Annotated in this window: 19 protein-coding genes; 7 read left to right on the forward strand and 12 right to left on the reverse strand. The window is 66.1% G+C overall.

The window, feature by feature from the left end:
• Positions 1-5: 5 nt before the first annotated feature.
• The 6 genes from BM125_RS01675 (at position 6) to BM125_RS01700 (ending at position 7,611) form a co-directional block, all read left to right on the forward strand.
• Positions 6-1,361: a phenylacetate--CoA ligase family protein gene (locus BM125_RS01675; protein WP_245778760.1), complete on the forward strand. Its 1,356-nt coding sequence runs from the start codon at positions 6-8 to the stop codon at positions 1,359-1,361.
• Positions 1,358-2,479: a glycosyltransferase gene (locus BM125_RS01680; RefSeq protein ID WP_092404246.1), complete on the forward strand. Its 1,122-nt coding sequence runs from the start codon at positions 1,358-1,360 to the stop codon at positions 2,477-2,479. Before BM125_RS01675 ends, BM125_RS01680 begins: the two co-directional genes overlap by 4 nt.
• 207 nt (positions 2,480-2,686) lie before the next feature.
• Positions 2,687-3,331 carry a polysaccharide deacetylase family protein gene (locus tag BM125_RS01685; protein ID WP_245778761.1) on the forward strand — a complete coding sequence of 215 codons (645 nt, stop codon included), beginning with the start codon at positions 2,687-2,689 and terminating at the stop codon, positions 3,329-3,331.
• A 30-nt stretch (positions 3,332-3,361) separates the two neighbouring features.
• The gene (locus tag BM125_RS01690; RefSeq protein ID WP_245778762.1) at positions 3,362-4,546 is read left to right on the forward strand and encodes a hypothetical protein; all 1,185 of its coding nucleotides are present in this window, start codon (positions 3,362-3,364) and stop codon (positions 4,544-4,546) included.
• Positions 4,543-5,319 (forward strand): glycosyltransferase family 2 protein, encoded by a 777-nt coding sequence (locus BM125_RS01695; protein WP_139224814.1) that lies wholly within the window; start codon positions 4,543-4,545, stop codon positions 5,317-5,319. Before BM125_RS01690 ends, BM125_RS01695 begins: the two co-directional genes overlap by 4 nt.
• A gap of 561 nt (positions 5,320-5,880) precedes the next feature.
• Positions 5,881-7,611 carry a heparinase II/III family protein gene (locus BM125_RS01700; protein ID WP_092404250.1) on the forward strand — a complete coding sequence of 577 codons (1,731 nt, stop codon included), beginning with the start codon at positions 5,881-5,883 and terminating at the stop codon, positions 7,609-7,611.
• A 47-nt stretch (positions 7,612-7,658) separates the two neighbouring features.
• Here BM125_RS01700 and BM125_RS01705 read toward each other — a convergent pair whose 3' ends face one another.
• From BM125_RS01705 to BM125_RS01750, 10 genes are all read right to left on the reverse strand, one after another.
• A complete protein-coding gene (locus BM125_RS01705) occupies positions 7,659-9,320 on the reverse strand; it encodes a hypothetical protein (RefSeq protein WP_092404251.1) in 1,662 nt (553 codons plus the stop codon).
• A gap of 50 nt (positions 9,321-9,370) precedes the next feature.
• On the reverse strand, positions 9,371-10,354 hold the full coding sequence (locus BM125_RS01710) for a class I SAM-dependent methyltransferase (protein WP_092404252.1): 984 nt from the start codon (positions 10,352-10,354) through the stop codon (positions 9,371-9,373).
• A 114-nt stretch (positions 10,355-10,468) separates the two neighbouring features.
• Positions 10,469-12,169: a hypothetical protein gene (locus BM125_RS01715; protein WP_092404254.1), complete on the reverse strand. Its 1,701-nt coding sequence runs from the start codon at positions 12,167-12,169 to the stop codon at positions 10,469-10,471.
• 61 nt (positions 12,170-12,230) lie between these two features.
• Entirely contained in the window at positions 12,231-13,259 is a 1,029-nt protein-coding gene (gene galE / locus BM125_RS01720) for a UDP-glucose 4-epimerase GalE (protein ID WP_092404256.1), read from the reverse strand.
• A 13-nt stretch (positions 13,260-13,272) separates the two neighbouring features.
• Positions 13,273-14,571, reverse strand: coding sequence for a porin family protein (locus BM125_RS01725; protein WP_092404258.1), 1,299 nt, complete (start codon positions 14,569-14,571; stop codon positions 13,273-13,275).
• Positions 14,572-14,599: 28 nt separating this feature from the next.
• The gene (locus BM125_RS01730; protein WP_092404260.1) at positions 14,600-15,385 is read right to left on the reverse strand and encodes a P-loop NTPase family protein; all 786 of its coding nucleotides are present in this window, start codon (positions 15,383-15,385) and stop codon (positions 14,600-14,602) included.
• Positions 15,382-16,923 (reverse strand): XrtA system polysaccharide chain length determinant, encoded by a 1,542-nt coding sequence (locus BM125_RS01735; protein ID WP_245778763.1) that lies wholly within the window; start codon positions 16,921-16,923, stop codon positions 15,382-15,384. Before BM125_RS01735 ends, BM125_RS01730 begins: the two co-directional genes overlap by 4 nt.
• 35 nt (positions 16,924-16,958) lie before the next feature.
• Positions 16,959-17,579 (reverse strand): XrtA/PEP-CTERM system exopolysaccharide export protein, encoded by a 621-nt coding sequence (locus BM125_RS01740; RefSeq protein ID WP_092404262.1) that lies wholly within the window; start codon positions 17,577-17,579, stop codon positions 16,959-16,961.
• 59 nt (positions 17,580-17,638) lie between these two features.
• Complete coding sequence (locus BM125_RS01745; protein ID WP_092404264.1) at positions 17,639-18,646, reverse strand: NAD-dependent epimerase; 1,008 nt, start codon at positions 18,644-18,646, stop codon at positions 17,639-17,641.
• A gap of 16 nt (positions 18,647-18,662) precedes the next feature.
• Entirely contained in the window at positions 18,663-19,955 is a 1,293-nt protein-coding gene (locus BM125_RS01750; protein WP_281243916.1) for a nucleotide sugar dehydrogenase, read from the reverse strand.
• A 285-nt stretch (positions 19,956-20,240) separates the two neighbouring features.
• Here BM125_RS01750 and BM125_RS01755 point away from each other — a divergent pair, with 285 nt between their 5' ends.
• Positions 20,241-21,995, forward strand: a complete 1,755-nt coding sequence (locus BM125_RS01755) for a hypothetical protein (RefSeq protein ID WP_139224816.1) — start codon at positions 20,241-20,243, stop codon at positions 21,993-21,995.
• 38 nt (positions 21,996-22,033) lie between these two features.
• Here the strand turns inward: BM125_RS01755 and glmU are convergent, their stop codons facing one another.
• Together glmU and BM125_RS01765 are read right to left on the reverse strand one after the other, a co-directional pair.
• Entirely contained in the window at positions 22,034-23,398 is a 1,365-nt protein-coding gene (glmU, locus tag BM125_RS01760; RefSeq protein WP_092404268.1) for a bifunctional UDP-N-acetylglucosamine diphosphorylase/glucosamine-1-phosphate N-acetyltransferase GlmU, read from the reverse strand.
• A gap of 163 nt (positions 23,399-23,561) precedes the next feature.
• Complete coding sequence (locus BM125_RS01765) at positions 23,562-23,984, reverse strand: F0F1 ATP synthase subunit epsilon (RefSeq protein WP_092404270.1); 423 nt, start codon at positions 23,982-23,984, stop codon at positions 23,562-23,564.
• Positions 23,985-24,095: the final 111 nt, after the last annotated feature.

Consider the following 24,095-nt stretch of genomic DNA (forward strand, 5'->3'; position numbering starts at 1 on the left):
GCGCCTTGAACCTGCACGAGATCCTGTTCCGGCACGTCATGTATCCGCTCTACGAGAGCGTGCTGCGCCGTCGCGCGACCTTGAGGCATCTGGCCGAATACGAGCGCAGCCAGTGGCTCTCCGCGGACGAGATCGAAGCCCTGCAGTGGGCCAGACTCAAGCGCCTGATCGATCATTGCTGGCGCGAGGTGCCCTACTACCAGCGCCAGTGGAAGGCGCTCGGCATCGCACCCTCCGACATCGCTTGCGCGACCGACTATGCGCGCCTGCCGACCCTCGACAAGTCCGCGATCCGGGAGAATTTCGACGACCTGCACGCGCGGTCCCTGCGCGGTCGGCTGCTGTACAAGGCGACCGGCGGATCGACCGGAGAGCCGCTGCGTTTCGGTTATACGCGCGAGAGTTACGAGCGCAGGCTGGCGGTCATGTTTCGCGGCTATGCCTGGGCCGGCGCGCGGATCGGGCGCAGGTCCGTGTTCCTCTGGGGCGGGGCCGTGGGCCGACCGACCTGGAAGGAATCGCTCAAGGAGAGGCTCTATCATTGGGCCTTCAACCGCCGCATGCTCGATGTCTTCAAGCTCAGCGAAGCCGCGTTGCCGGAGTTCGTCGAGGCGATCCGCCGCTTCAGGCCCGAGATCGTGGTCGGCTATGCCGGGCCGCTGCACCGGATCGCCGCGTGGATGCAGCAGACCGGCCAGCAGGTCGCGCCGCCGCAGGCCGTTCTCAGCGCGGCTGAAGCGCTCGAGGATTTCCAGCGCGAGACGATCGCCGGCGCATTCGGCTGCCCCGTCTTCAATACCTACGGTTGCCGCGAATTCATGCTGATCGCGTCGGAGTGCGGCCAATGCGAAGGTCTGCATGTCAATGTCGATCACCTCGTCGTCGAGCTTGACCCCGCCTCGATCGATGCAGGCGGCGCGCAGACCGGCGAGGTCGTCATCACCGACCTGCACAATTGGGGCATGCCCCTGCTTCGCTACCGCAATGGCGACGTCGCCACGCGCGCGCCGGCACCGCAACCCCGGTGCGGGCGCGGCCTGCCGCTGCTGCAACGCATCGACGGTCGCAAGCTCGACATGCTGCGCACCGCCGACGGTCGCCTGCTGCCGGGCGAATTCTTTCCGCACATGCTCAAGGACATTGCCGGTGTGCGCCAGTTCCAGGTCGTGCAGGAACACCTCGAGTCGCTGAGCCTGAACATCGTGGCCGATGCGGCGTTCGGCAGCGATCAGGAGGCCGAGATCCGCCGCGAATTCGGCAAGGTGGTCGGCGACTCGACCCGGCTGGAAATCCATCGCGTCGGGGACATTCCGCTGACGGCAAGCGGCAAGCGGCGCGTGACGATCTCGCGGTTGCCATGAACATTTCGCATTTCGTCGAGAACCTCAATCGCGGTGGCCTCGAGCGGGCCGTCATCGATCTGGTCCGTGCCCAGGTCGCGCTCGGCCATCGCTGCCAGGTGATCTGCCTGTTCGAGCGCGGCAGCCTGGCCGACGAACTGGCCGAACTCGATGTCCCGGTGCACGCCTGCGGCAAGCGCCGCGGCTTCGATCTGTCCGCGCTGAAACGGGCACGCCGGCGGCTGCGCGAGCACGCCACCGGGATCCTGCACACGCACAACGCCACCGCCCATTACCACGCCGTTCTGGCCGCCCTCGGCCTGCCGATCCAGCGCACGATCAACACGCGCCACGGCATGGGCGCGCTCGAGATCGGCAGCCGGCGCGAATGGCTCTATCGCCGTTCGCTGGCGCGCACGGATGCCGTCGTCACGGTCTGCGAAACCGCCCGGCGCGAGCTGCTGCGTCTGGGCGCTGTTCCCGAATCGAAGCTGGTCGCCATACCCAATGGCATCCGGATCGAGCGCTATGCGGCCGCCGATGCAAGCATGCGAGGCCGCCTTCGCGACAGCCTCGGGCTTCCGGCGCAAACCCGGGTGATCGGCACGGTGGGTCGCCTGGCGCCGGCCAAGGATCACCTCGGCCTGATCACGGCATTCGCCGAATTGAGCGGCCGGGTGCCGGATTGCGCCCTCGTCATCGTCGGAGACGGCGAACTGCGCGGCGAACTCGAGGCGCGGATTCGCGCCGCTGCGCTGCAGGATCGGGTCTTCCTGCTCGGCGACCGCAACGATGTCGGCGACCTGCTGCGCGGATTCGACCTGTTCGCGATGTCCTCGCGCACTGAAGGCTATTCGATCGCCTTGCTCGAGGCGTCTGCAGCCGCCTTGCCGATCGTGGCCACGGACGTCGGCGGCAATGCCGAAATCGTGCGCGACGGCGTCAACGGCCGGCTCGTGCCGGCGGGCGACAGCCTGCGGATGATGACGGCCCTGCAGGAGCTGGTCGAGGATCCGGCGCTGCGCGCTGTACTCGGCCAGGCCGGTCGCGAATGGGCCCTGCGCGAAGGCTCCTTCACGACCATGGCGAAGCGCTACGACGCCCTGTATGCCGCGCGCGGCGTCGGTGACTCCGACTAGCTCCGCCGCCCCACGCGAAACGATGGCGCCGCGCGGTCGCGCGGATGACCGCGCGGGCGTTCGGGTCCTGCGCTATGCGTCGCCGTCTGCTCCGCGTAAAATCGGGACCTCGTCCGCGATTCGCGCGGGTGCCGGGCCCGACACGGGCCGCAATCCCGCTTCGCGCCGGCGCTGCCGGATTCATCGCCCAACTTCCGGAACCCGTCAGTGAATCCAAGGCCGAACAAGCTCAAGGTGCTCAGATGGCTGCCAAACTCGTGGATGATGACCACGGGGCCGGCGGCCGATGCGGCGCTCTACTTGACCTTCGACGACGGGCCACAGGAACGCCATACCTCACGCCTGCTCGATGTGCTCGCGCGCAACGAGGCCAAGGCGAGCTTCTTCCTGCTCGGTGAGCAGATCGAGAAATTTCCCGAAATAGCCCGGCGTGCTGCGGCGGAAGGCCATCTGCTCGGCAATCATTCCTACGACCACCCGCGTTTCACGCGCATTCCGCGTATCACGCAGTACAGCCAGATCGAGCGCACCGAGCAGCTGCTGAGTGCCATCGACGGCAAGCGCGAACACTATTTCCGGCCGCCATCGGGCCGCTTTCCGCTTTCCCTGCTTGCCCATTTCGCGGTTCGCCGCAGCCGCATGGCCTACTGGTCCTACGACAGCCTCGACTACCAGCGCAAGCCGGCCAGCGTGCTGATCGAGACGATGCGCCGCGATCCCCCGCGCGCCGGCGACATCGTGCTGATGCACGACGACAGCGAGGCGACCCTCGAGGCGCTCGAAGTGCTGCTGCCGGAATGGCGCCAGGCCGGATTCGCCTTGCGCTGCCTGCCTGAACCCTCCGGTGCATGAGCGGACGTCCAACCTGAAGGAGTGAGCCCGGTGAGCCTGATCGTACTCGTTGCCCTGGGCTTGCCGGCCCTGCTGATTCTCGCCGCCGCCGGTTTCTGGCTGCTGCTGCGATCGCGCAACATGCAGATCTGGCTGCGTAGCTACCTGGCGCGGCCGGCGCGGCCGCAGGTGCCGGGCCCGGTCCACATCCTGTTCTGCTTCGTCGACCACTTCGAGCCGATGTGGGGGCGCGCCGACCTCGAGACCCAGCGTCGCCGCGTCGATCGCTGGTGCCAGGACTACCGCGCCCTGGCCGGCCGCCATCGCGATGCCGATGGCCGTCACCCGCAGCACGGGTTCTTCTATCCCGAGGAGGAGTACGTCGCGGAGCATCTCGACAAGATCGCCTCGCTCTGCGCAGACGGCTTCGGCGAGATCGAGATCCACCTGCATCATGACAACGACAACGCCGAGAATTTCTGCGCCACGATGCGCCGCTTCTGCAACACCCTGCACGAACGCCACGGCGCGCTCGCGCGGGATCCGCGCACCGGCGAGCTCGCTTTCGCCTTCATCCACGGCAACTGGTCGCTCGACAACTCGCGTGCGGATGGACGCTGGTGCGGCATCAACAACGAGTTGATCCTGTTGCGTGAGCTCGGCTGCTACGCCGACTTCACGCTGCCCTCGGCGCCCAGCGATACGCAGACCCGCACGGTCAACGCGATCTATTACGCGACCGACGATCCGTGCAAGCCGAAATCGCACGACCGCGGCGAGCCCGTGCGGGTCGGCGGCCGCGCGGTCGGTGACCTGATGATCGTGCAGGGGCCACTGGCCCTGAACTGGCGCCAGCGTCGATTTGGCCTGGTTCCGCGCATCGAGAATGCCGACATCCGCCGCTCGTGCCCGCCGACGCCGGAGCGCGTCGATGCCTGGGTGCAGACCGGCATCCATGTCGAGGGGCGTCCCGAGTGGGTGTTCGTCAAGATCCACACGCACGGTACGCAGGAGGGTGACATGGACACCCTGCTCGGCCCGCAGATGGACGCGATGCACGACTATCTCGAGAAGGCCTACAACGATGGCGAGCGTTACGTCCTGCACTACGTGACCGCGCGCGAGGTCTACAACATCGTCAAGGCCGCCGAAGCCGGCAAGCAGGGCGATCCGGCACAGTGGCGCGACTTCATCCTGCCGCCGCCGGGCCACCGGCGCGGCAGTACCTCGACGTGACCGCAGCGGCAGCATCGATGGCTGCGGCAGGCGCCACGGTAAGCGTGATCATGCCGGCCTACAACGCGGCGGCGACGATCGCGCGTTCGATCGATTCGGTGCTGGCGCAGACCCTCGGCGATCTCGAACTGATCGTCATCGACGATGCCTCGACCGACGCGACCGTTGCGCTGGTCGAGCGCTACGCGAGCGGCGATGCGCGCGTCCGCCTGGTCCGACAGCCGCAGAATGCTGGCGTGGCGGCGGCGCGCAACGCCGGTATGGCGGTCGCGCGCGGCGACTACGTCGCCTTCCTCGACAGCGACGACCGCTGGCATCCGCGCAAGCTCGAATGGCAGATCGGCCAGATGCAGCAAGGCGGCGAGCGCGTCAGCTACTGCGCCTACCAGCGGGTCGGCGAAGACGATCGCGTGCTCTCGACCGTGCTGCCGCCCACGCGCCTGAGCCATGCCGACATGCTGCGCAGCAACTTCATCGGCAACCTGACCGGCGCCTTCGCCCGCAGCCTCGGTGCCGCCGAATTCCTCGCCATCGGCCATGAGGATTACGTGTTCTGGTTGCAGATGGTGCGTCGTGCCGGCGGTGCGGTGCGCATCGAGTCGGCCGAACCCCTGGCCTATTACCTGGTGCGCGAGGGTTCGGTATCGGCGAACAAGTTCCGGGCGGCCGGCTGGCAATGGCGGATCTACCGCGAGGTCGAGCGGCTGTCGCTGGCGCGGTCACTCGTCTACATGCTGCACTACCTCTGGAATGCGCTGGCCAAGCGCCGCTGATCCGCTTCGGGCCACACCTGGGGAGGGTCTGATCAAGCAGCAAAGTCGTCATGGCGTTCAGAAGGTTCTCCACATGTGCCGCGTGGCGAAGTGAAGGCTGGTTGCCTTGACGAGGCGCGCGGTGCATGTGGGGAGCCTTCTGGACGCCACCTTTTCAGCATCCAATCAATCAGTCAGGCGACGCCTGCCTGCGCGCAGATCCTTGTTGCGTCGACTTGAAAGACGGCCAGTCTGTCTGCGTCGACGCGTCGCGATCTGCACACAGGCAGGCGTCGTGACGACTTTGCTACTTGATCAGACCCTCCCTAGCCTGCAAGACCGTCGACCTGCTTGCCCGGGGGCTGGGCCAGCCCTCGCGAACGCACGCGGAACCCCAAAAGAATCGGGGACTTGCGTGCCAGTTCACACTATTTGGCGGTCGCTTCGGCATTCCTGAACGCGGTGCTCAATTTTTGCCCAAGGGTCTCGGTAACTTGACGCTCCCTGATGCGCAGTCGGGTGTGCCCGAAACGGGTCTGCCTCCTGCGCTTGTCGTACCCGAGCTCGCGAGACCCGACGCCCATGTTCATCCGTACCCGTGCCGCCATCCGCTCGATCTTCCTATCCGCCCTGGCCCTGGGCGCCTGCGGCCTCGCGAATGCGGCCATCACGACCGATCTCTCGTACGTGAACATGCAGTCGCAGGCGTTCTCGCGATTCAGGAACTGGGTCGACCAGGCAGTCGGCGGCAACCCCGGCTACGAGTTTTCGGCCAACGACGCGGTGGTCATGTTCCGCCTGACCAACCAGTCGCAGTACTGCATCCTGGCCCGCAACATGGTCGAGGCCCAGGTCGCCACCGCGGAAGCGGCGATCGCAGCCAACCAGAATCCCGAGGTGGCGCACGATTCCTACCTCTACGCCGGTGCGATGATCGGCGACCTCGCGCTGACCTACGACTGGTGCTCGACCTATGTCAGCGCGTCCCAGCGCACGCGCTGGTCGGCCTATGCCGAGCGCACGATCAGCAACATCTGGTATCCGAATGCGGCCCAGTGGGGCACGCGTCCGGCCAGCTGGAGCGGCTGGGGCACGAACGATCCGGCCAACAACTACTATTACAGCTTCCTGCGCGCGACCATGTACTGGGCGCTGGCCAGCGGCAGCTCGACCTGGACGACCTACCTGCAGACGCAGAAGCTGCCGCCGCTGGAGGACTATTTCGCGACGCTGATCGGTGGCGGCAGCGAGGAAGGCACCGGCTATGGCACCTCGCACCACAAGCTGTTCGAGCTCTATCGGGTCTGGCGCGATTCGACCGGCACCGACCTGGCCAACGCCAATTCGCACCTGACCGACACGATTTCCTACTGGCTGCATGCGACCGTGCCGACGCGCAACCGCTTCGCGCCGTACGGCGACCAGTCGCGCAGTTCGAACCCGGAGTTCTACGACTACCATCGCCATCTGCTGCTCGAGGCACGCTACCTGACCAGCAGCCCGGCAGCCCGCGATCTCGCTTCGTGGTGGATCAACCACAACTCGGTGCAGCAGATGGCAAGCGGTTTCAACTACCGCGACGACCTGCTGCCGCCCGGCACGTCGTCAACGCTGCCGGCGGCGCCGCTGACCTACCGCGCCGCCGGTGTCGGCCACCTGTTCACGCGCACCAGCTGGGAAACCGGGGCCACCTGGCTCAGCTTCTCGGCCGGCTCGTACTCGCAGAGCCACGCGCACCAGGACCAGGGATCGTTCACGCTGTTCTCGGGTGACTGGCTGGCCGTCACCGAGAACATCTGGAGCCACAGCGGCATCCAGCAGGGCACCGAGGTGCACAACGTCGTGCGCTTCGTGCGCAACGGCGCGAACGTCCGCCAGCGCGAGCCTTCGGTGTCCTCGATGAACATCACCCAGCAGGGCCCCGGTCCGGGCGAAGTCCACGTCACCGGCAACCTCTCGGCGGCCTACATCGCGGGCCAGGGCGTCAATTCCTGGCAGCGCAGCCTCGATTTCACCGGCACGCGCCTGCTCGTCACCGATCAGTTTTCGGTGCTCTCGGGCACCACGGCGATCTTCCAGGTGAACACGCCGACCCAGCCGATCATCACGGGCAATACGGCCAAGGCCGGCGGCTTGACCATCCGCGTGCTCCAGCCGGCCAATGCCACGCTTAGCGCGGTCAACTGGCGCAATGTCGACAGCGATTTCCTGGCCGGCTGGAAGCTCGAAGTGCAGGGCGGATCGACGAACACCGGTTTCGTCGTCGAGATGACGATGGGCGAGGCGATCTTCACCAGCAGTTTCGATCCGTAGCAGCGGCCTGCACGGCAGTTGCTGCGCCCGGATCAGCTGGCCGCCACTCAGCGCGGCCTGCGCGGAATCCCGGCCGGATCGGGCTTGTCGAAGTTTGCCCTGAACCAGTTGACGACGCCCGCGCCGCGATTGTTCCAGTTGAAGCGCCGCGCCGTCGCGCGATTGGTGGCACAGGCCGTGGCGTAGGAATGCGCGATCAGGCCGAGCCGACGATCGAGCGCACGCTTGCGTTCGGCGTCGTGCTCGAAATAGCGCGCGGCGGCGACCGCCAGGCCAAGCTCGACGGTGTGGGCATCGCTGTATTCGCCGCCGGCATCCTGCATGCGGATCAAGGTCGACAGCGGCGCCTGAGACGAGGACCAGTACCAGGCGATCTGGCCTTCCGGTCCGCTGCAGTCGTCACGCCAGCTGTGTCCGGCGGCGGCAAAGACCGACGGATCGATCCAGCCGAATTTTTCCAGGTACTGGGCGAAGTCCCGGATCATTCCCGGAATGCGCGGATCGGCACTGACCAGCCAGGCATGCCAGAGGCCGTCGATGATATTTTCGCTCATCCATGGCGAGGCACCGCGGACATCGGTGGCCGGTGAATAGTCCTCGCCATCGTGGCGTTGCCAGCTGTGGCGCCAGGAGCCGTCGTCGCCGAGCCCGTCCGGATTGTCCTGCTGGTGCGCGAGCAGCCAGCCGATGCGGTCGTCGATGCGCTTGCGGTAGGCCGGATCGGGGATCAGTTCGAAGGCGCTGACCGTGGCCAGCAAGCCGAGACCGGCGTGGCGCTCGGTGAAATTCTGGTCAATCCGCGCATAGGCACCGCCGATGTCGCTCCAGCCACCGCGGTCCCAGAGCCCGACCATGGCCTCGACCAGACTCGCGTCGTGCAGGCTATCGTCGCCGCTGAGACCGAGGGCGAGCACGATCGGTTCGATGTAGACGTACTTGGCGTCGCAGACCCGGGCCCGATCGAACTGCCAGCCGCCGGGGCAGCGCCTGTCGTCGCGCTGCAGATGGCTCATGTAGAAGCGGTAGCTCTCGACCGCGCGGCGCAGGTGCTCGATGCGCCCGCTGCGCACATAGAGCTTGAACAGCGTGCTCGTGCGGTCGAACAGCCAGGCCGTCGAGTCCGTGCCCGGCAAGGCGCCGGCCCACTCGAACTGGGCCTCGACATAGCGATCGTAGGCATCGGCCGGATCGACCGGCCGCTGCGGACCGGCCAGCAGGGACGCCGTCATCCAGCGCGCATCGAGCGTGGCCAGGACGCGCGGCATGCGCAGCCCGTGCCCGGCATCGAACAGACCCTCGGCATAGTCCCAGCCCGGCGCATCCGTCTCGCGCTGCGTGCCGACCTCGAAGCGCAGCTTGCGGACCGTGGCGCCAACCTTGGCAAGGAACTGCACCTGCAACGCGCGAATGCTGCCGTCCCTGAAGTGCCAGCGCAGGGTCGGCACGACGTGTACCGCCATCTCGTTGCCGCCCTCGTCGAGGATGCGCAGACGCGCCGGGTCGGTCAGCAGGCCCGGGGCAAACGGAATGCCAAGCGTGACGCGGACCATGCCATCGCCGTTGTCGAGCCTGTGCAGTTCGATAGGGCTCGTCACGACCGGCCGAGCGTCTTCGCGACCTGCGCAATGACCCTCGATACCGGGTAGCAGCGCCAGCGCGACGATCAGTCCGAGTCGGACCAGGCAGGACGGCGAGGCTGATCGGGGCATGATCGATACTCGGGCAGGATGGCGAGGTCGGGCGAATCGAAGTCGCGGGTTCAGGCTCCAGGATTGAGATTCTGGTCCTCGATGATGCCAGCCGCTGCCTCGGAATTCACCGACTTGCGGGCGATGAAATCGATGCTGGTGATGCACAGCCGCTCGGCCGGAATGGCGGAAAACTGCGGATGGACCGGCATCGAAGCCAGCTGGGAGAGACGCAGGTCGGAGGCTTTCGCGGTATTCAGGAGGATCTCGAATCCCGCTGCTTCGGCCTGCTCGATGAAGACGTGGGCGCGCAGGCGGTTCTGGTAGAGGAAGGCATTGTTCCAGCGATTCCACTGCTCATCGGAGAAGCGAAGGTAGTTGAGCTGGTTGATGGAGCGGTCCACGTAGGCATAGTGGTCGCCGCAATTGACCGAATGGAACATCACGCCATCGGTGTCGAGGATGCGCCGGGCTTCGGCGAACATCGCCCCGATCACTGCCAGCGGCACGTGCTCGAGCACGCTGTTGGAAAAGATGCAATCGATCTGCCCGTCTTCCAGGCCGGTGCGCGTGGCGTCGGCCGGCGCGCGGTAGTCGATGACGCCGCTGGTGGCGCTCGCGAGGTCGCCGCCGTGGCCGAGGACCTCGATCAACTTCGAATGGCGAGCCCTCACCGAGGCCTCATCGGCGCCGGTGGCGGCGCAGAGGGTCGAGAGATTTTCGCCGAGCCGCTCGGCGCATGCGCGCAGCAGGCCCGGGCGCATGTGCCGATTGAGGTCGACCGTGGTGACGCGCGCCGCACCGCCGAGGTAGCAGGCCAGGGGAAAGGTCGGATACCAACCGGAACCGATCTCGAACAGGCGCTTGCCGGAAATGTCGAAGCCGGCCTCGCCGAGCCGCCGCAGCATGATCGTCCAGTCCGACAGCTTGACGTCGAATTCGCGGTTGAAATCACGCAGGCCACCGAACCGGCGCTGCAGGTGAAAGTGCATCCAGGAGCCATACGGCAGGTGCGACAGCGCGCGCTGCAACATGCCCTTCAGTTTCCAGTTCATGCGTGGAGTCCGGGAAAGCCAGGCCCAGTTTCCGTCATTCGGCAGCGAGCGCAAAGCATTCCCGCTGCCGGGCCCGGTCCGCTGCGGCCGCCATCACCGGCAAACAGCTTGCGCTCAGGGGGCCTGTTCCGACAGCTCGACAACGAAGGCATCCCCACCTCCGCGCACGTCGATCCGCCAGCCCTTGCCGAACTCGTCGCGATCGAGCGAGGACCAGTCGAGAACCTCGAGCGTCGCATCCTCGGGCTCGATCACCTTGACCCGCAGGCGTCCGGCAACCGCCTCGCGGCCCTCGATTCGCGGCTCGACCGGCACATTGACCTGGAATACGGCATCGACCCCCGCCTTGCGCGTGAATGCATCGCTGACGCGCAGGCGCCGTTCGCGGAAGTCGATCGTGCGCTGCCACGCATCGACGCCGGCGCCGGGGGCATAGGCCGGAGTAAGGTCGGCGCGCGCCTCGACAGCGCCGCTGGCGGGGTCCGAACGGAGGATCTGCATGGTCGAGGTCGAGGGTTCGCGCTGGCGAATGATCTCGCCCTTGCGCTCGAAACGCAGGACGTTCTGCACTTCGGTGCCCTGCTGGATGCCGCTGTGCGTCCAGATGTTCTCGCTGACGGCGAGCCAGTCGCTTCCGAACAGGGTGAAACCGCCCTGGTCCTGGTGCGCATGGCTCTCCAGGTAGGGACCCGCATTGAAGCCGAGCCAGAGCGCCTTTCTGTCCCAGCCGGTGCGCGCGAACAGGTGGCCGGTGCCGGTTGCGTGATAGACCCGCTCGGCAGGCGGTTCGCCCGCGTCGCCTGCCGGCAGCAGGTCGTGGCGAAAATTGAAGCCCTGGCTCATGTGTCCGACCGAAATCGAATGCAGCCACCACGACGCCTGCGAACGCGCCGAAGCGTCATGGCTGAGCGCACGGGCTTCGAGCATCAATCGGCGGTGGTAGTCGAACAGCTCGGGCACCGATACGCGTGACTGGTCGCCGATCGGGGCGAAGCGATCCAGCGTCGGCATCGTTGCGTGGATCCAGAACCGGATGCTGTCGTCGACGTGCGCATTGGCGTTGGCCAGATCGGTGCCGGTCGAATCCCGCCAGACACGATACAGAGCGAACAGGCGCATGTGGGCCGCGCCGTAGCCGGTACCTTCGAGGCTGCCGCCGCCCTTGAGTTTGCCGAAGTAGGCCGACAGCGCCGGCAACTTCTGCTCGCGCAGCAGGGTCAGCCAGGTCTCGTTGTTGCTGGCCAGGCCCCAGTACATGGTCGCTTCGACGAAGCTGTAGTAGTAGTTGTTGCCGGGGTTGTCGATCGACCAGCCGGTCCACGGAAACGGACGCTCCTTCCATTTCGCGGCCTGCGGGTGCCAGATGTTCCAGACCGTCTGCTCGGCGTAGGCCGACCACTGGGCGCGCTGCGCATCGGAAATGAGCGCGCTGCAGACCTGCCAGGTCAGCGACAGGGCAGCAATCATCGGTCCGGCTTCGAGATAGGAATCGCCGGAAACCGGGGGCCGGCCGCCGCGGTCGATCCATGTCGTGGCTTCATCGACCTGGGCCTGGACATCCCGCACGGCAAGCTCGCAGTAGGGGGTTTTCGGCGTGATGCTGTAGAGGGTCGCCGCATCGAGTGCCGAGAAGCCGTACCCGGGGCGACCATCGACGGCCGCATCGACGTAGGCCTTGAAGCGCTGGAATTCCTCGCTGTTGCGATCGACCTTGCCGGTGTCGATGCGCAGCTCGGCAAGGGCCGGGCGCGGCGCGGCGAGCACGGCAAGTGCAGCAACGAGCAGCAGGATCTGGGTGCCGGGCGGGGCCTTCATCGGATCGTCCTCCTGCGGTAATCCGGGCCTGCGGCAGGCCCGGCCTGTCGACGGTTTTGGGTCAGACGGCGCTGACGGAGCGTTGTGGACCGGTGGCGCCCGATCGGCGCTCCCACTCCAGCGCGGTGCGCACGATGAAATCGAGATCATCGTGTTCGGGCCGCCAGCCGAGGACCGACTTCAGGCGCTCGCTGCGTGCGACCAGCACGGGCGGATCGCCGGCACGGCGCGGCTCGAAGACGACATTCAGCTTCTCGCCGCTGACCCGCTCGACGGCATCGATCACTTCGCGCACGCTGTAGCCGTGGCCGTAACCGCAATTGAGCGTGATCGAACCGCCATCGGCGCGCAGGTAATCGAGCGCACGCAAGTGCGCGGCGGCCAGGTCCTCGACATGGATGTAGTCGCGAATACAGGTGCCGTCGGCGGTGTCGTAGTCGGTGCCGAACACTGACAGTTGCGCACGCTTGCCGGCGGCATGCTCGCAGGCGACCTTGATCAGCAGGGTCGCATTGCGCGTCGACTGGCCGATGCGTCCGCCCGGGTCGCTGCCGGCGACGTTGAAGTAGCGCAGGATGACGTGCCGCAGCGAACCGGCCGCGGAAAGGTCGCGCAGCATCGTCTCGCTCATCAGCTTGGACATGCCGTACGGGTTGATCGGTGCGGTCGCCGTCTGCTCGTCGGCCTCGCCGGATGCCGGCATGCCGTACACGGCCGCGGTCGAGGAGAACACGAACTCGCGCACACCGGCGGAGGCGCAAGACGCGAGCAGGGCGCGCGTGGCACAGGTGTTGTTGCCGTAATACTTGAGCGGATCGCTGACCGATTCGGGCACGATCGTGTGCGCGGCGAAATGCATGACCGTCTCGATGCCGCGCTCGACGAGCAGGGCGTCGACGAGCGGGCTGTCGCCGACGTTGCCTTCGACCAGCTCAACGCCGAGCAGGGCCTCGCGGAAGCCGGTGCTGAGATTGTCGAGGACGACCACCTTCTCGCCGCGGGCGACCAGCTGGCGGACGACATGGCTGCCGATGTAGCCGGCGCCGCCGGTGACCAGGATGGGTTTCGTCGGGTCTCGCGTCTCGGGCATGGTCCAGTCGATCCTAGTTCGTGTAGACGAGGCGCAGATAGATCGAATTCTCGTCGTAGGATTCGGCGCCATCGTCGGCGTGCCGCTCGTTGCGTGCGAGGTCGACGCGCCAGCGCAGGTGGCGCGTAATCTGCTGCGAGAGGTAGGCGCCGTAGCGGTAGTTGCGGTCGACCAGTCCGGTTTCGCTGAAGCGGCGCCGCGTGGCTTCGGCGGTGACGCCGAGGGTCAGCGTCGGCCGCAAAAGGTATCCGAGGTTCAGGCCGGAGCCGATCTCGTCGCGATCGTTCGCCAGCGCGGCCAGGTCCTGCTCATAGCGGAACGTGCCATAGCGCAGCAGGGTGGCCAGGTTCAGGCGAGTGGACTGGAGCAGGTAGGTGCCATCGATGCGACGCTCCTGATAGACCTCCGGCGTGATCGCCGCACCGCCGATGCCGACGCCGCCGAAGCCCGCATCGAATGCGGTTGCGCCCTCGCTGATGCTGGTCGCCGCGTCGGTGTACTGCCAGGCCATGCCGAGACCGAAGGTGCTGCGCTCGCTCGCGCGCCAGTCGACGGATGCACGGGCCAGCGGCCCGGAGGCGTTCGCGCTGTGATCGAAATCGAGGCGCGAATAGCCCAGCGAGGCATTCAGGTCGAGCTGCGACAGGGCCTGGGTGTAGCCGACAAAGGCAGATGTCCTGCGGTAGTCCTCGGCGAGCAGGTTGTCGTCGAAATCGATGCGCTGGTGCTCGAGGTTCACGCTGAGGTTGCGCGTGGCGCTGATCTCGTAGAGCGAGCGCAAGGCCGCCGTGTAGCGGCGGGAATCGAAGGCGCCGGTTTCCTCGGCGTAGCTGTCGATATAGCGCAGTTCGGCCTGGCCCTGCAGGGTGGGCGTGAAGCGGAAGCGCAGGGTCGGCCCGGTCGTGAACACATTGGTCTGCTGCAGATTTCCGGGGACGTCGGGATTGCGCAGGCTGACCGGATACAGGCCGAGGTTGTCGGCGAAGGTCCAGTTCAGCCGTTCAGGCACCATCGACCAGTTGACCAGGCCGTTGAGGGAACCGCGGAATTCGCTGCCGAAGGCATCGCCGAGGTAGTCCCGGTATTCGAGCACGCCGTTGACCTCGGCCTGCACGGCCGAGCCGCTCTCGCTGATGCTGTAGGCGAGGTGCGGTATCAGCACGCTCTGGCTGACCGGATCGCTCGCGCTGAGATTGATGTTGTCGCTGTGCACCAGGCCCAGTTCGAGGGCGTAGTCCACGCGCAAGGCCAGGGCCGGCTGGCATCCGGTCGCCAGCGCTGTCGTGGCGACGATTCTCGCAATGGCTCGCATGTCCCGCTTCCTCCCCCGTTGGCATCGCTCAAGGCATTTCGTTGAGGACGATTCCCGCAAGCTTGTTGGAGTCGAAGTTCGCCACGACTTTCTGGATCGATCCGGGCGTGTCGCGACCGCTGCCGGTGACGAGAACGACGAAATCGACCAGGTCGGCGAGGATGCGCGCGTCCGGCGAGCCCTTGACCGCCGGGCCATCGAGGAACAGGTAGCGATCCGGATAGCGGCTGCGCAGCGAATCGAGCATCGCGCGCATGCGGAACGACGAGAAATACTCGTTGCTCATTTCACGCTGCCGGCCGCAGGGAATCAGGCGCAGCCGCGGAATGCCGGTGTGGTAGAGGATATTCTCGATGCCGCGCGCCGGATGGTCGAGATAGTCGATCAGGCCGCCGTTGACCGGGTCGACACGCAGTTCCGTGTGTTGCGAGGGATGGCGCAGGTCGCAGTCGATCAGCAGCGCGGTTCGCGCCTCGTCGAAGGCGAAGGCCGCAGCGAGATTGCGCGCGACGAAGCTGCCGCCCGAACGCGGGCTGATCGGGGCGACCATGGTGACGAAGTTCTGGTCGCCGCCGAGCGCGAGCAGGCGCGTGCGGATCTCGCGGAAGGCGTCGGCCTGGCGACGCACCGACTCTTCGCGATGGATCAGTCGACGCTCCTCGAGCGCGACCGGGGCCAGTACGTTCGGCTCGACGATGCGCGCGATCGAACGCGAGGCGCCGGCACGGCGGGCGATGTCGCCGGCCGCGGCACCGAGCGCGGCACCGACGTGGTCGGGCAGGGACATCTCGTTGGAGGGCGGATCGCCGGTCATCCCGTTACCTGCCTTATCCAGTAGGTGAAGCCGAAGGCGGCGATGACGCCGACCACGACGAACATTGCCAGTGCGGTACGCGCGCGGTTGCGCAGGCGCTCGCGACTGGTCGCGTAGACCGGAACCGTGGCGAGCACGTTGAGTCCGGTCGCACGTTCGAGCTGGCGCGCCGAACGAACACGCGGATCGAAGCGGATCAGGACGAACAGCAGGCCCAGCGGCACCAGCACGGAAAGGGCCAGGCCGGCGCCGGCGAAATGCATCAGGCGCAATCCGGACGGTCGCAGCGGCAGGATCGCCGGATCCTGGATGCGGAAGGTCAGGCCGCGCTGTTCCTCGTCCATGACCATTGAAACGCGCGCATTCTCGCGCCGGCGCAGCAGGTCCTGGTAGATGTCGCGGTTGACCTCGTAATCGCGGGTCAATTCGGCCAGGGCGCCCTCGGAGGCGGCGATGCGGCGGCTGCGGTCGAGTTCGGCATTCAGCATCGCCTCGCTGGTGCTCATGCGCGAACGGTTGGCGGCGATTTCGCGGCGCAACTCGGCCAGGCGCTGCTTGAGCTCCTGGTAGAGCGGGTTGAACTGGGCGTTGTCGAACGGGGTCTGGCTCGCGCCCGTATTCGTGCTCCGGCGCTTTTCCTCGTCCTCGAGCTGGCGCTGGATGTCCTGCATCTGCAGGCGCGTGCGCACGACATCGGGGTATTGCTCGGTATAAGTCAGCAGGAGGCGATCGAGCTGGGCCTGCAGTTCGATCAGTTGCGCGCGATAGAGGCTGGCCCGCGTCTGCACGGCGGTGACCTCGGATTCTCCCGACAATTGCGCGACCAGCGCCGACTCGCGCGATTGCTGCTCCATCAGGTTCATGCGCGCCTGCTCGACCTGGGTACGCAGGGCACTGATGCGGGCGTTCGCGTCGGTGGCGCTGCCGGGTTGCGCGTCGGCGTGTTCGGATCGGTACTTGAGCAAGCCTTCTTCGGCGTTGGTCAGCTTCTTGTGGTAATCCTGGACCTGGCTGTCGATGAACTCGAAGGCGTCGCGACTCTCTCGCTCCTTGGTCGCGATGCTTTCCTCGATGAACTTCTCGGCGAAACGCTGCGTGATCGCGAAGGTCCGGTGCGGGTCCGAATCGCGGTAGGTGATCTGGATCAGCTCGGGGCGCGGGCTCGTGATCGTCGTGCGTCCCTTGATCTGCTCCATCAGGCGGTCCTGCATGAGCACCGATGGCCGCTCCTTCATCCATCCGCCGACCTCCAGCGCATCCTGCAGGATCTTGCGGTTGTAGATGACCTGGCGGGCGATGCCGGCGCGGTCGGTAACGCCGGTGGCGACCGCACGACCTTCCAGCAGCGGCTGGATGATGTCGCTGCTCTGGGCAAGGATGGTCGTCGACGAGACATAGGTGCGCGGCCAGAGGATGCCCACGACGAGTCCGCTCAGCGCGATCGCGGCGAATATCAGCGAGAGGGCGATGCGGTATCGCCGCGCTTCACGCGCGAATTCCGGCAGCATCTCCGCGATCGGAGCCATTTCCGTATTCATGCCGCGACGTCCATGGTTGGCCGGCGATGGATCATTCAGAAGGATCGTTCGGGCACGGTGATCACGTCACCCGGTTGGACCGGATAATTCGTGCCGAGTTCGCCCTTTTGCAGGATTCGATCGAGGCGCACGGCGTAGGCGCGGGTCGACGAGCCTTCCTTGCGATACAGCTCGGTGCGGTCGGCCGCCGCGAATTCGTTGGTTCCGCCGGCAGCGAGCACGGCGTCGAGCACGGTCATGCCCTGCCGGTAGGGTACCGAGATCGGAGTGCGCACGGCGCCGGTGACACGGACCCGGGCAAGGTATTCGTGGCTGCGCAACTGGTCGACGATCACCGTCACCTGCGGATTGCGCACGAAATTCCCGAGCTTGGTCGTGATCTCGCCCGACACTTCTTCCGGGGTCTTGCCGCCGGCTTCGACGTCACCGACCAGGGGCACCGAGATCTTGCCGTCCGGGCGCACCGGCACGGTCACGTTGAGGTCGGGGTTCTGCCAGACCGCCACGCGGATCACGTCGTCGACCCCGATCCGATAGGCTTCGACGGCCTGGGCCTCGGGATCGATACGTGGCGCGTCGCCCGGTCTCGGGCCGCTGGCGCACGCGGCGAGCTGGGTCGCCATCATGAACACGAACAGCCTGGCCAATCTGATCATCGGAGTCCCCTTGTACACTCGATCGCGGAATGTGAAACCTATCACACTTTGAAGAGGGTTCAGACGCCGTAGTAGCCCCGATACCACTCGACGAAGCGGCCCACGCCTTCCTCGACGGTCGTGGCCGGCGCGTAGCCCGTATCGCGGGTCAATTCCTCGATGTCGGCGAATGTGTCGGGGACATCGCCCGGCTGCAGCGGCAGCAGGTTCCGGGTCGCCTTGCGGCCGATACAGGCCTCGATCACCTCGATGTAGCGGGCCAGCTCGACCGGTCGGTGGTTGCCGATATTGTAGACCCGGTAGGGTGCACTCGAGCTGGCCGGCGTCGGCCGCATCGGATCGAAAGTATGGTCGCCGGCGGGGATGCGGTCGAGCGTGCGCAGGACACCCTCGACGATGTCGTCGATGTAGGTGAAGTCGCGCGTGTGCTGGCCGTGGTTGAAGACGTCGATCGGTTCACCGGCGAGGATCTTGCGCGTGAACAGGAACAGGGCCATGTCGGGCCGGCCCCAGGGACCGTACACGGTGAAGAAGCGCAGGCCGGTCGTCGGCAGGGCGTACAGATGGCTATAGGTATGCGCCATCAGCTCGTTGGCCTTCTTGGTCGCCGCGTACAGGCTGACCGGATGGTCGACCGGATCGTTCACCGAAAACGGCAGCTTGCGGTTGGCGCCGTAGACCGAACTCGAGGAGGCGTAGACGAGATGCTCGACCCCGCCGTGTCGGCAGGCTTCGAGGATGTTGGTGAAGCCGACGATGTTGCTTTCGATGTAGGCGTGCGGATTCTCGAGCGAGTAGCGAACGCCGGCCTGGGCGGCAAGGTTGACCACGCGCTGCGGGCTGAATTGCGCGAATGCGCTCTCGACCGCGGGCCGGTCCTCGAGTGAGGCGCGGATCAGGCGGAATCCCGGCTGCGGGGCGAGGCGCTCGAGGCGGGCTTCCTTGAGGCTCGGGTCGTAGTACGCGTTGACGTTGTCGAATCCAAGGACTTCGTCGCCGCGCGCGAGCAGGCGCGCACTGAGCGCGGCGCCGATGAAGCCAGCGGCCCCGGTTACCAGTACACGCATGAATCCATCCTCAGCTTCATAGGCGATCGTCGACCGCGTCGCGCGGCAACACCTGCTTGACGTCGAACAGCACGCAGCCGGGCTTTCCGAGCGCGCGGATGCGCTCGCCACCCATGGCCACGAACTGTTCGTGGGCAACCGCGAGCACGATCGCGTCGTAGCTGCCCGGCTTCAATTCGGTCGTCAGTTCCAGGCCATATTCGTGCCGGGCTTCGGCGGCGTCGACCCAGGGATCGTGGACTTCGACTTCGGCATGGAAGTCCCTGAACTCGGCGACCACGTCAACCACCCGCGTATTGCGCAGGTCGGGGCAGTTCTCCTTGAAGGCGAGACCGAGGATCAGCACCCTGGCACCGGCGGCATGCATGCGGCGCTGGATCATCAGCTTGATAACGCGCTGGGCCACGTGGCTGCCCATGCCGTCGTTGATCCGCCGCCCGGACAGGATGACCTCGGGGTGGTAGCCGATCTGCTGGGCCTTGTGGGTCAGGTAGTACGGATCGACGCCGATGCAGTGGCCGCCGACCAGGCCCGGCCGGAACGGCAGGAAGTTCCACTTGGTGCCGGCCGCCGCAAGCACTTCGCTGGTGTCGATGCCGAGCCGGTTGAAGATCAGGGCGAGTTCGTTGATCAGGGCGATGTTGAGATCGCGCTGGGTGTTTTCGATGACCTTGGCCGCCTCGGCCACGCGGATGCTGGACGCCTTGTGCGTACCGGCCTTGATGACCAGGCGATAGAGCGCATCGACGAAATCGGCCGCCTCGGGCGTCGAGCCGGAGGTGACCTTCATGATCGACTCGAGGCGGTGCTGCTTGTCGCCCGGATTGATCCGCTCGGGACTGTAGCCGGCATGGAAATCGACGTTGAAGCGCAACCCGGATTCGCGCTCGATGATCGGCACGCAGACTTCCTCGGTCGCGCCGGGATAGACCGTCGACTCGAAAATCACCACGCCGCCGGGGCGAATGGCCCGGCCAACGGTGCGGCTGGCGGACTCGAGCGGGCGCAGATCCGGACGCTTGGCATCGTCGATCGGGGTCGGCACGGTGACGATGAAGACGTTGCAGGCCGCGAGTTCCGCCGGGTCGGCGCTGAACCTCAGGTTCGGAACGGCCTTGAGCTCGTCCGCGGACACTTCCAGGGTGTGGTCCCGGTGCGCCGAGAGTTCCTCGATGCGTCGCGTGTTGATGTCGAAGCCGAGGGTTTCGAGCTGGCGACCGAATCCGACTGCCAGCGGCAGGCCGACATAGCCCAACCCGATGACGGCGAGTTTCGCTTCTTCGGGGCGTGGCAGGACGGCAGCAACCATGGACGGTATCCGGCGAAAACAAACCGCAAGTCTAGCAAGAGGCGCCTCGCTTTAGCGAAGTTCCGTCGCGTGTCGAGGCGCTTGCAGAGGAGCCGATGGCGCGACCTGGGCTGGCTGGTCCGGTGGCCGCCCGCCTGGTCGCAGCGACCGGCAGGCGGCGCTCGCGTGACCCAGCCGTCAGATTCGGACGTCGATCGTGTGGCCAAGCGTAACTATGTGATCCGATTCATGAAATCCGGGGTCTTGCGGACTCATCATGCGCGCCCCTGAAGTTGGAGTGCGACCGTGTTGTCCATCCGCCTGATCTGCGGCGTCCTGCTCGCATTCGCCAGCTGCGTGTTCGCGGCAGAGCCCTTCCTCGCTCCGGCCGTCAGCAGCGGGAGCATCAGCGTGCAGCTGGTGCCGACTGAAGTGGTTGCTCCCGGCAACAGCACCCTGGTCACCTTCGGCGTGCCGTTTCCACGCGGATCGATCAACCAGGCCGGCTTGGCAACCGTGCGTGTGTTCAAGGGAGGCAACGAGGTTCCGGCCTTTGTCGACCAGCTGACGCCGTGGCGGCATCGGCTCGATCCCGCCCTTGACGGCACCTCGGTGCGGGTTGCCCGCATCCAGATCCACAATGCGTTTTCGGGCAGCGCCGCCGAAACCGTCACGGTGAGCTGGGGCGGCGCGGCGCGTCAGCTCAACGTGACGACCCTGACCCCGGTGCGCAGCGCCTGGCACACCGTCACCAGCGGCAGCTTCATCGCTTCCGACAACGTCCAGGAGCCCGATGTCTACGCGGTGCTGCCGAAGGACTGGCTGAGCCTGGGCGCGTTGAAGGGCAACCGCAGCGTGCCGTTCGATGCCAGCAACAACGAGGCACGCGACAACCCGTTCACCAATTCGGCGATCGACCACTGGCCTGCCTACTACGAGGCCGACCGCGCGGCCAAGAACAATTTCTACAGCCTGATCAACGAAGATGATGCAGCGGTCACCGCCGCCAACCAGTGCAAGTACAAGACCGACTACGAACCCTGGCTTTACGATCGCGCGTCCTCGATGTTCACCCTGTATTTTCGCAGCGGCTTCTACAAGTCGTTGCGCGAAGCGGTGCGCGCTTCGGACTTCTACACCGACCACGTCAACGCCAGCGGTTTCTTCGACCTCAAGAACGGCGACACCAAGTACGTCTATGCCGAGAACCTGGCCTATCGCTACTGGCTGACCGGCGATGACGCGGCCCTGACGCGGCTTTCCGCGATCGTCAGCGCGCAGGCCGGCTTCGGCGACAACTGGACGCCTGCAACGGGTTTCTGGACCGAGCGCCATGCCGCCTTCAAGTTGTTGGCCAACCAGATCAGTTACGAAATCAACGGCGGCAGCCAGGCGACCGTCGTGGCGACCCTCGTTGGACGTCTGGTGACCCACCAGAACGGCGCCAATGGACAGATCCCGCAGCCGACAGGCTTCGTCGACGGGGGGCTCTATCACTACGGTTCGCAGCACGATGGCGACTGGGCCGATGGTGCATTGGGTGCCTCGAGCTGGATGAGCGTGCTCGTCGTCGATGCGATGCTGCGTGCCTACTCCACGTCCGAGGACCCTGCCATCGCCAACTTCGTCCGGCGCATGGGAAATTTCCTGCGGGTCGCGACGATCACGACGACCGACCACGGCTACGACAACTACGGCGGCGCGCTCGCCTTGCCGCGCTACGCGGTGCTTTCAAACGGCGTCGACGGTCAGGTCGATGCCTCGGACGTCGAGCATGGGCTCGACGTCGCGGCCGCTACCGCCTGGGCCAATTACTTCGCCGAGCTGACCCAGCAGCCCGACCCGCGCCTGGCCGAGGTCACCGAGGATCTGTATTTCACCTACGACACGGGCGTCAATTTCTGGATCCGGCCGAACGGGCCGGGCAGCGGCCTGCCGGCCTATCGCGTTTCGCCATGGCGCAAGTACGGTTGGGAACATCGCGTTTCCGGCGGCCTGGGATGGGCCGTGCTGGCCTCGACTTCGAGCCCGGATCCCGTCTTCGCAAACGGCTTCGACTGAGCTTGGCGGGCGAACGGCTGTCCGCGCCGCGCGCAGATTCAGGATTTACGCGGTCGCCGCCAGCCGGGCACGGTGCCCTGCCGGGCCCTGGCCACGGTCAGCTGCTCCTCCGGTGCCGAGCGCGTGATCACCGAACCAGCGCCAATCGTGGCGTTGCGGCCGACCGAGACCGGCGCGACCAGCGACGAGTTCGAGCCGATGAAGGCGCCGTCGCCGATGTGGGTGCGGTGCTTGTTGACGCCGTCATAGTTGCAGGTGATGGTGCCGGCGCCGATGTTGGCCTGGTTGCCGACGTCGGCATCGCCGACGTAGCTGAGGTGGTTGGCCTTGGCCCCGGCACCGAGGCGGGTGTTCTTGATCTCGACGAAATTGCCGACGCGCGAACCGGCTCCAAGCTCGGTGCCTGCGCGCAGGCGTGCAAACGGACCGATCACGCACGGACCATGGGTGACGATGCCCTCGATGTCGCAGTGCGCGTTGACCACGGTGCCGGCCGCCAGGCGCGAATTGCCGATCCGCGTGAACGGGCCGATCGAGACCTCGTCGCCGAGTACGACATCGCCTTCGAGGATCACGTCGACGTCGATCTCGACGTCACGGCCGACGCTGACCCTGCCGCGCACGTCGAATCGGATCGGATCGGAAAAGCGCACGCCCTGGGCGGCGAGTTCGGTGGCCTGCATGCGCTGGTAGAGCCGTTCCAGCGCCGCCAGCTGCCAGGGATCGTTGGCGCCGAAAACCTCCTGCGGATTCGAGCACAGGCTGGCCTCGGCCGGTTCGCCCTCCTCGTTGGCCTGGGCGAAGATGTCGGTCAGGTAGTACTCGTGCTGGGCATTGTCGTCGGACAGGTTGTTGATCCAGACGCGCAGGCGGCGGGCCTCGGCGGCGAGGATGCCGCTGTTGACCCAGTTGATGGCGCGCTGCTCGGCGGTGCAGTCCTTCTCCTCGACGATGGCCCGGACCCGGCCGATGCCATCGCGAATGATGCGGCCGTAGCCGAACGGAACCTCGAGCTGGGTCACCAGCGCGGTCAACGGGCCGGCGGTCATCAGCAGGCCCTCAAGCGTGTTGCGACCGATCAGCGGGACATCGCCATACAGGACCAGCACGCGCGCATCGTCGGGAATGCCGGTCATGGCCAGCTTCACGGCATGGCCAGTGCCGCGTTGCTCGGCTTGCCTGACCCAGGACAGGTCGGGATCGGCGAATGCGGCTCGAACCTGGTCCCCACCGTGGCCATAGACGATATGGATCGCTGCCGGTTCGAGGGCGCGGGCGGTGTCGAGGACGTGGCCGAGCATCGAACGGCCGGCCAGTGGCATCAGTACCTTGGGCCGCGCCGACTTCATGCGCTTGCCTTCGCCGGCAGCGAGAATCACAACATGCAGCGAAGCGGCAGGCATCGGTTCCAACTCCCCAGAACAGAACGGAACGATAGCTCAAAAGCCGGGAATCGGGAATGGATGGAGGGGAATGGGGAATAGGGAATGGGGAATAGCCAGGAGCAGAACCTCGCGGAAGCTGCTTCTACGATTCCCTATTCCCTATTCCCCATTCCCGGCGCTCTCAGTGCTTCAAATTGCGCCGCAGATGCTCGAGCGCCTGCAGCTGGGCAATGGCCTGGGCCAGCTGGTTCTGCGCCTCGGCGATCTCCATGGCGTCACTGCGATTGGCGATGGCCCGTTCCGCCTCGTCCTTGGCCTTGCGCGCGGCGGCCTCGTCGAGATCGGCAGCGCGCACGGCGGTGTCGGCGAGCACGGTGACGACCTGCGGCTGCACTTCGAGAATGCCGCCGGAAACATAGAAGAACTGTTCGTCGCCGTTCTCGAGCTTGAGCCGGACCTGGCCCGGCTTCAGCCGCGTGATCAGCGGCGCGTGCCGCGGCGCGATACCGAGTTCGCCCATCTCGCCGGTAGCGATGACCATGCTGACATGGCCATGGAAGATTTCCTGCTCGGCACTGACGATGTCGCAGCGGATGGTGCTCATGGGGTCTCTCTCACTTCGTTCGTTCGACGGGAATAGGGAATGGGGAGTGGGGAATGGTCAGAAGCGGCAGGCTGTTGCCTTGCCCATTCCCGATTCTCCATTCCCCATTCC

It is taken from the genome of Dokdonella immobilis (assembly GCF_900115085.1).
Lineage (GTDB): Bacteria > Pseudomonadota > Gammaproteobacteria > Xanthomonadales > Rhodanobacteraceae > Dokdonella > Dokdonella immobilis.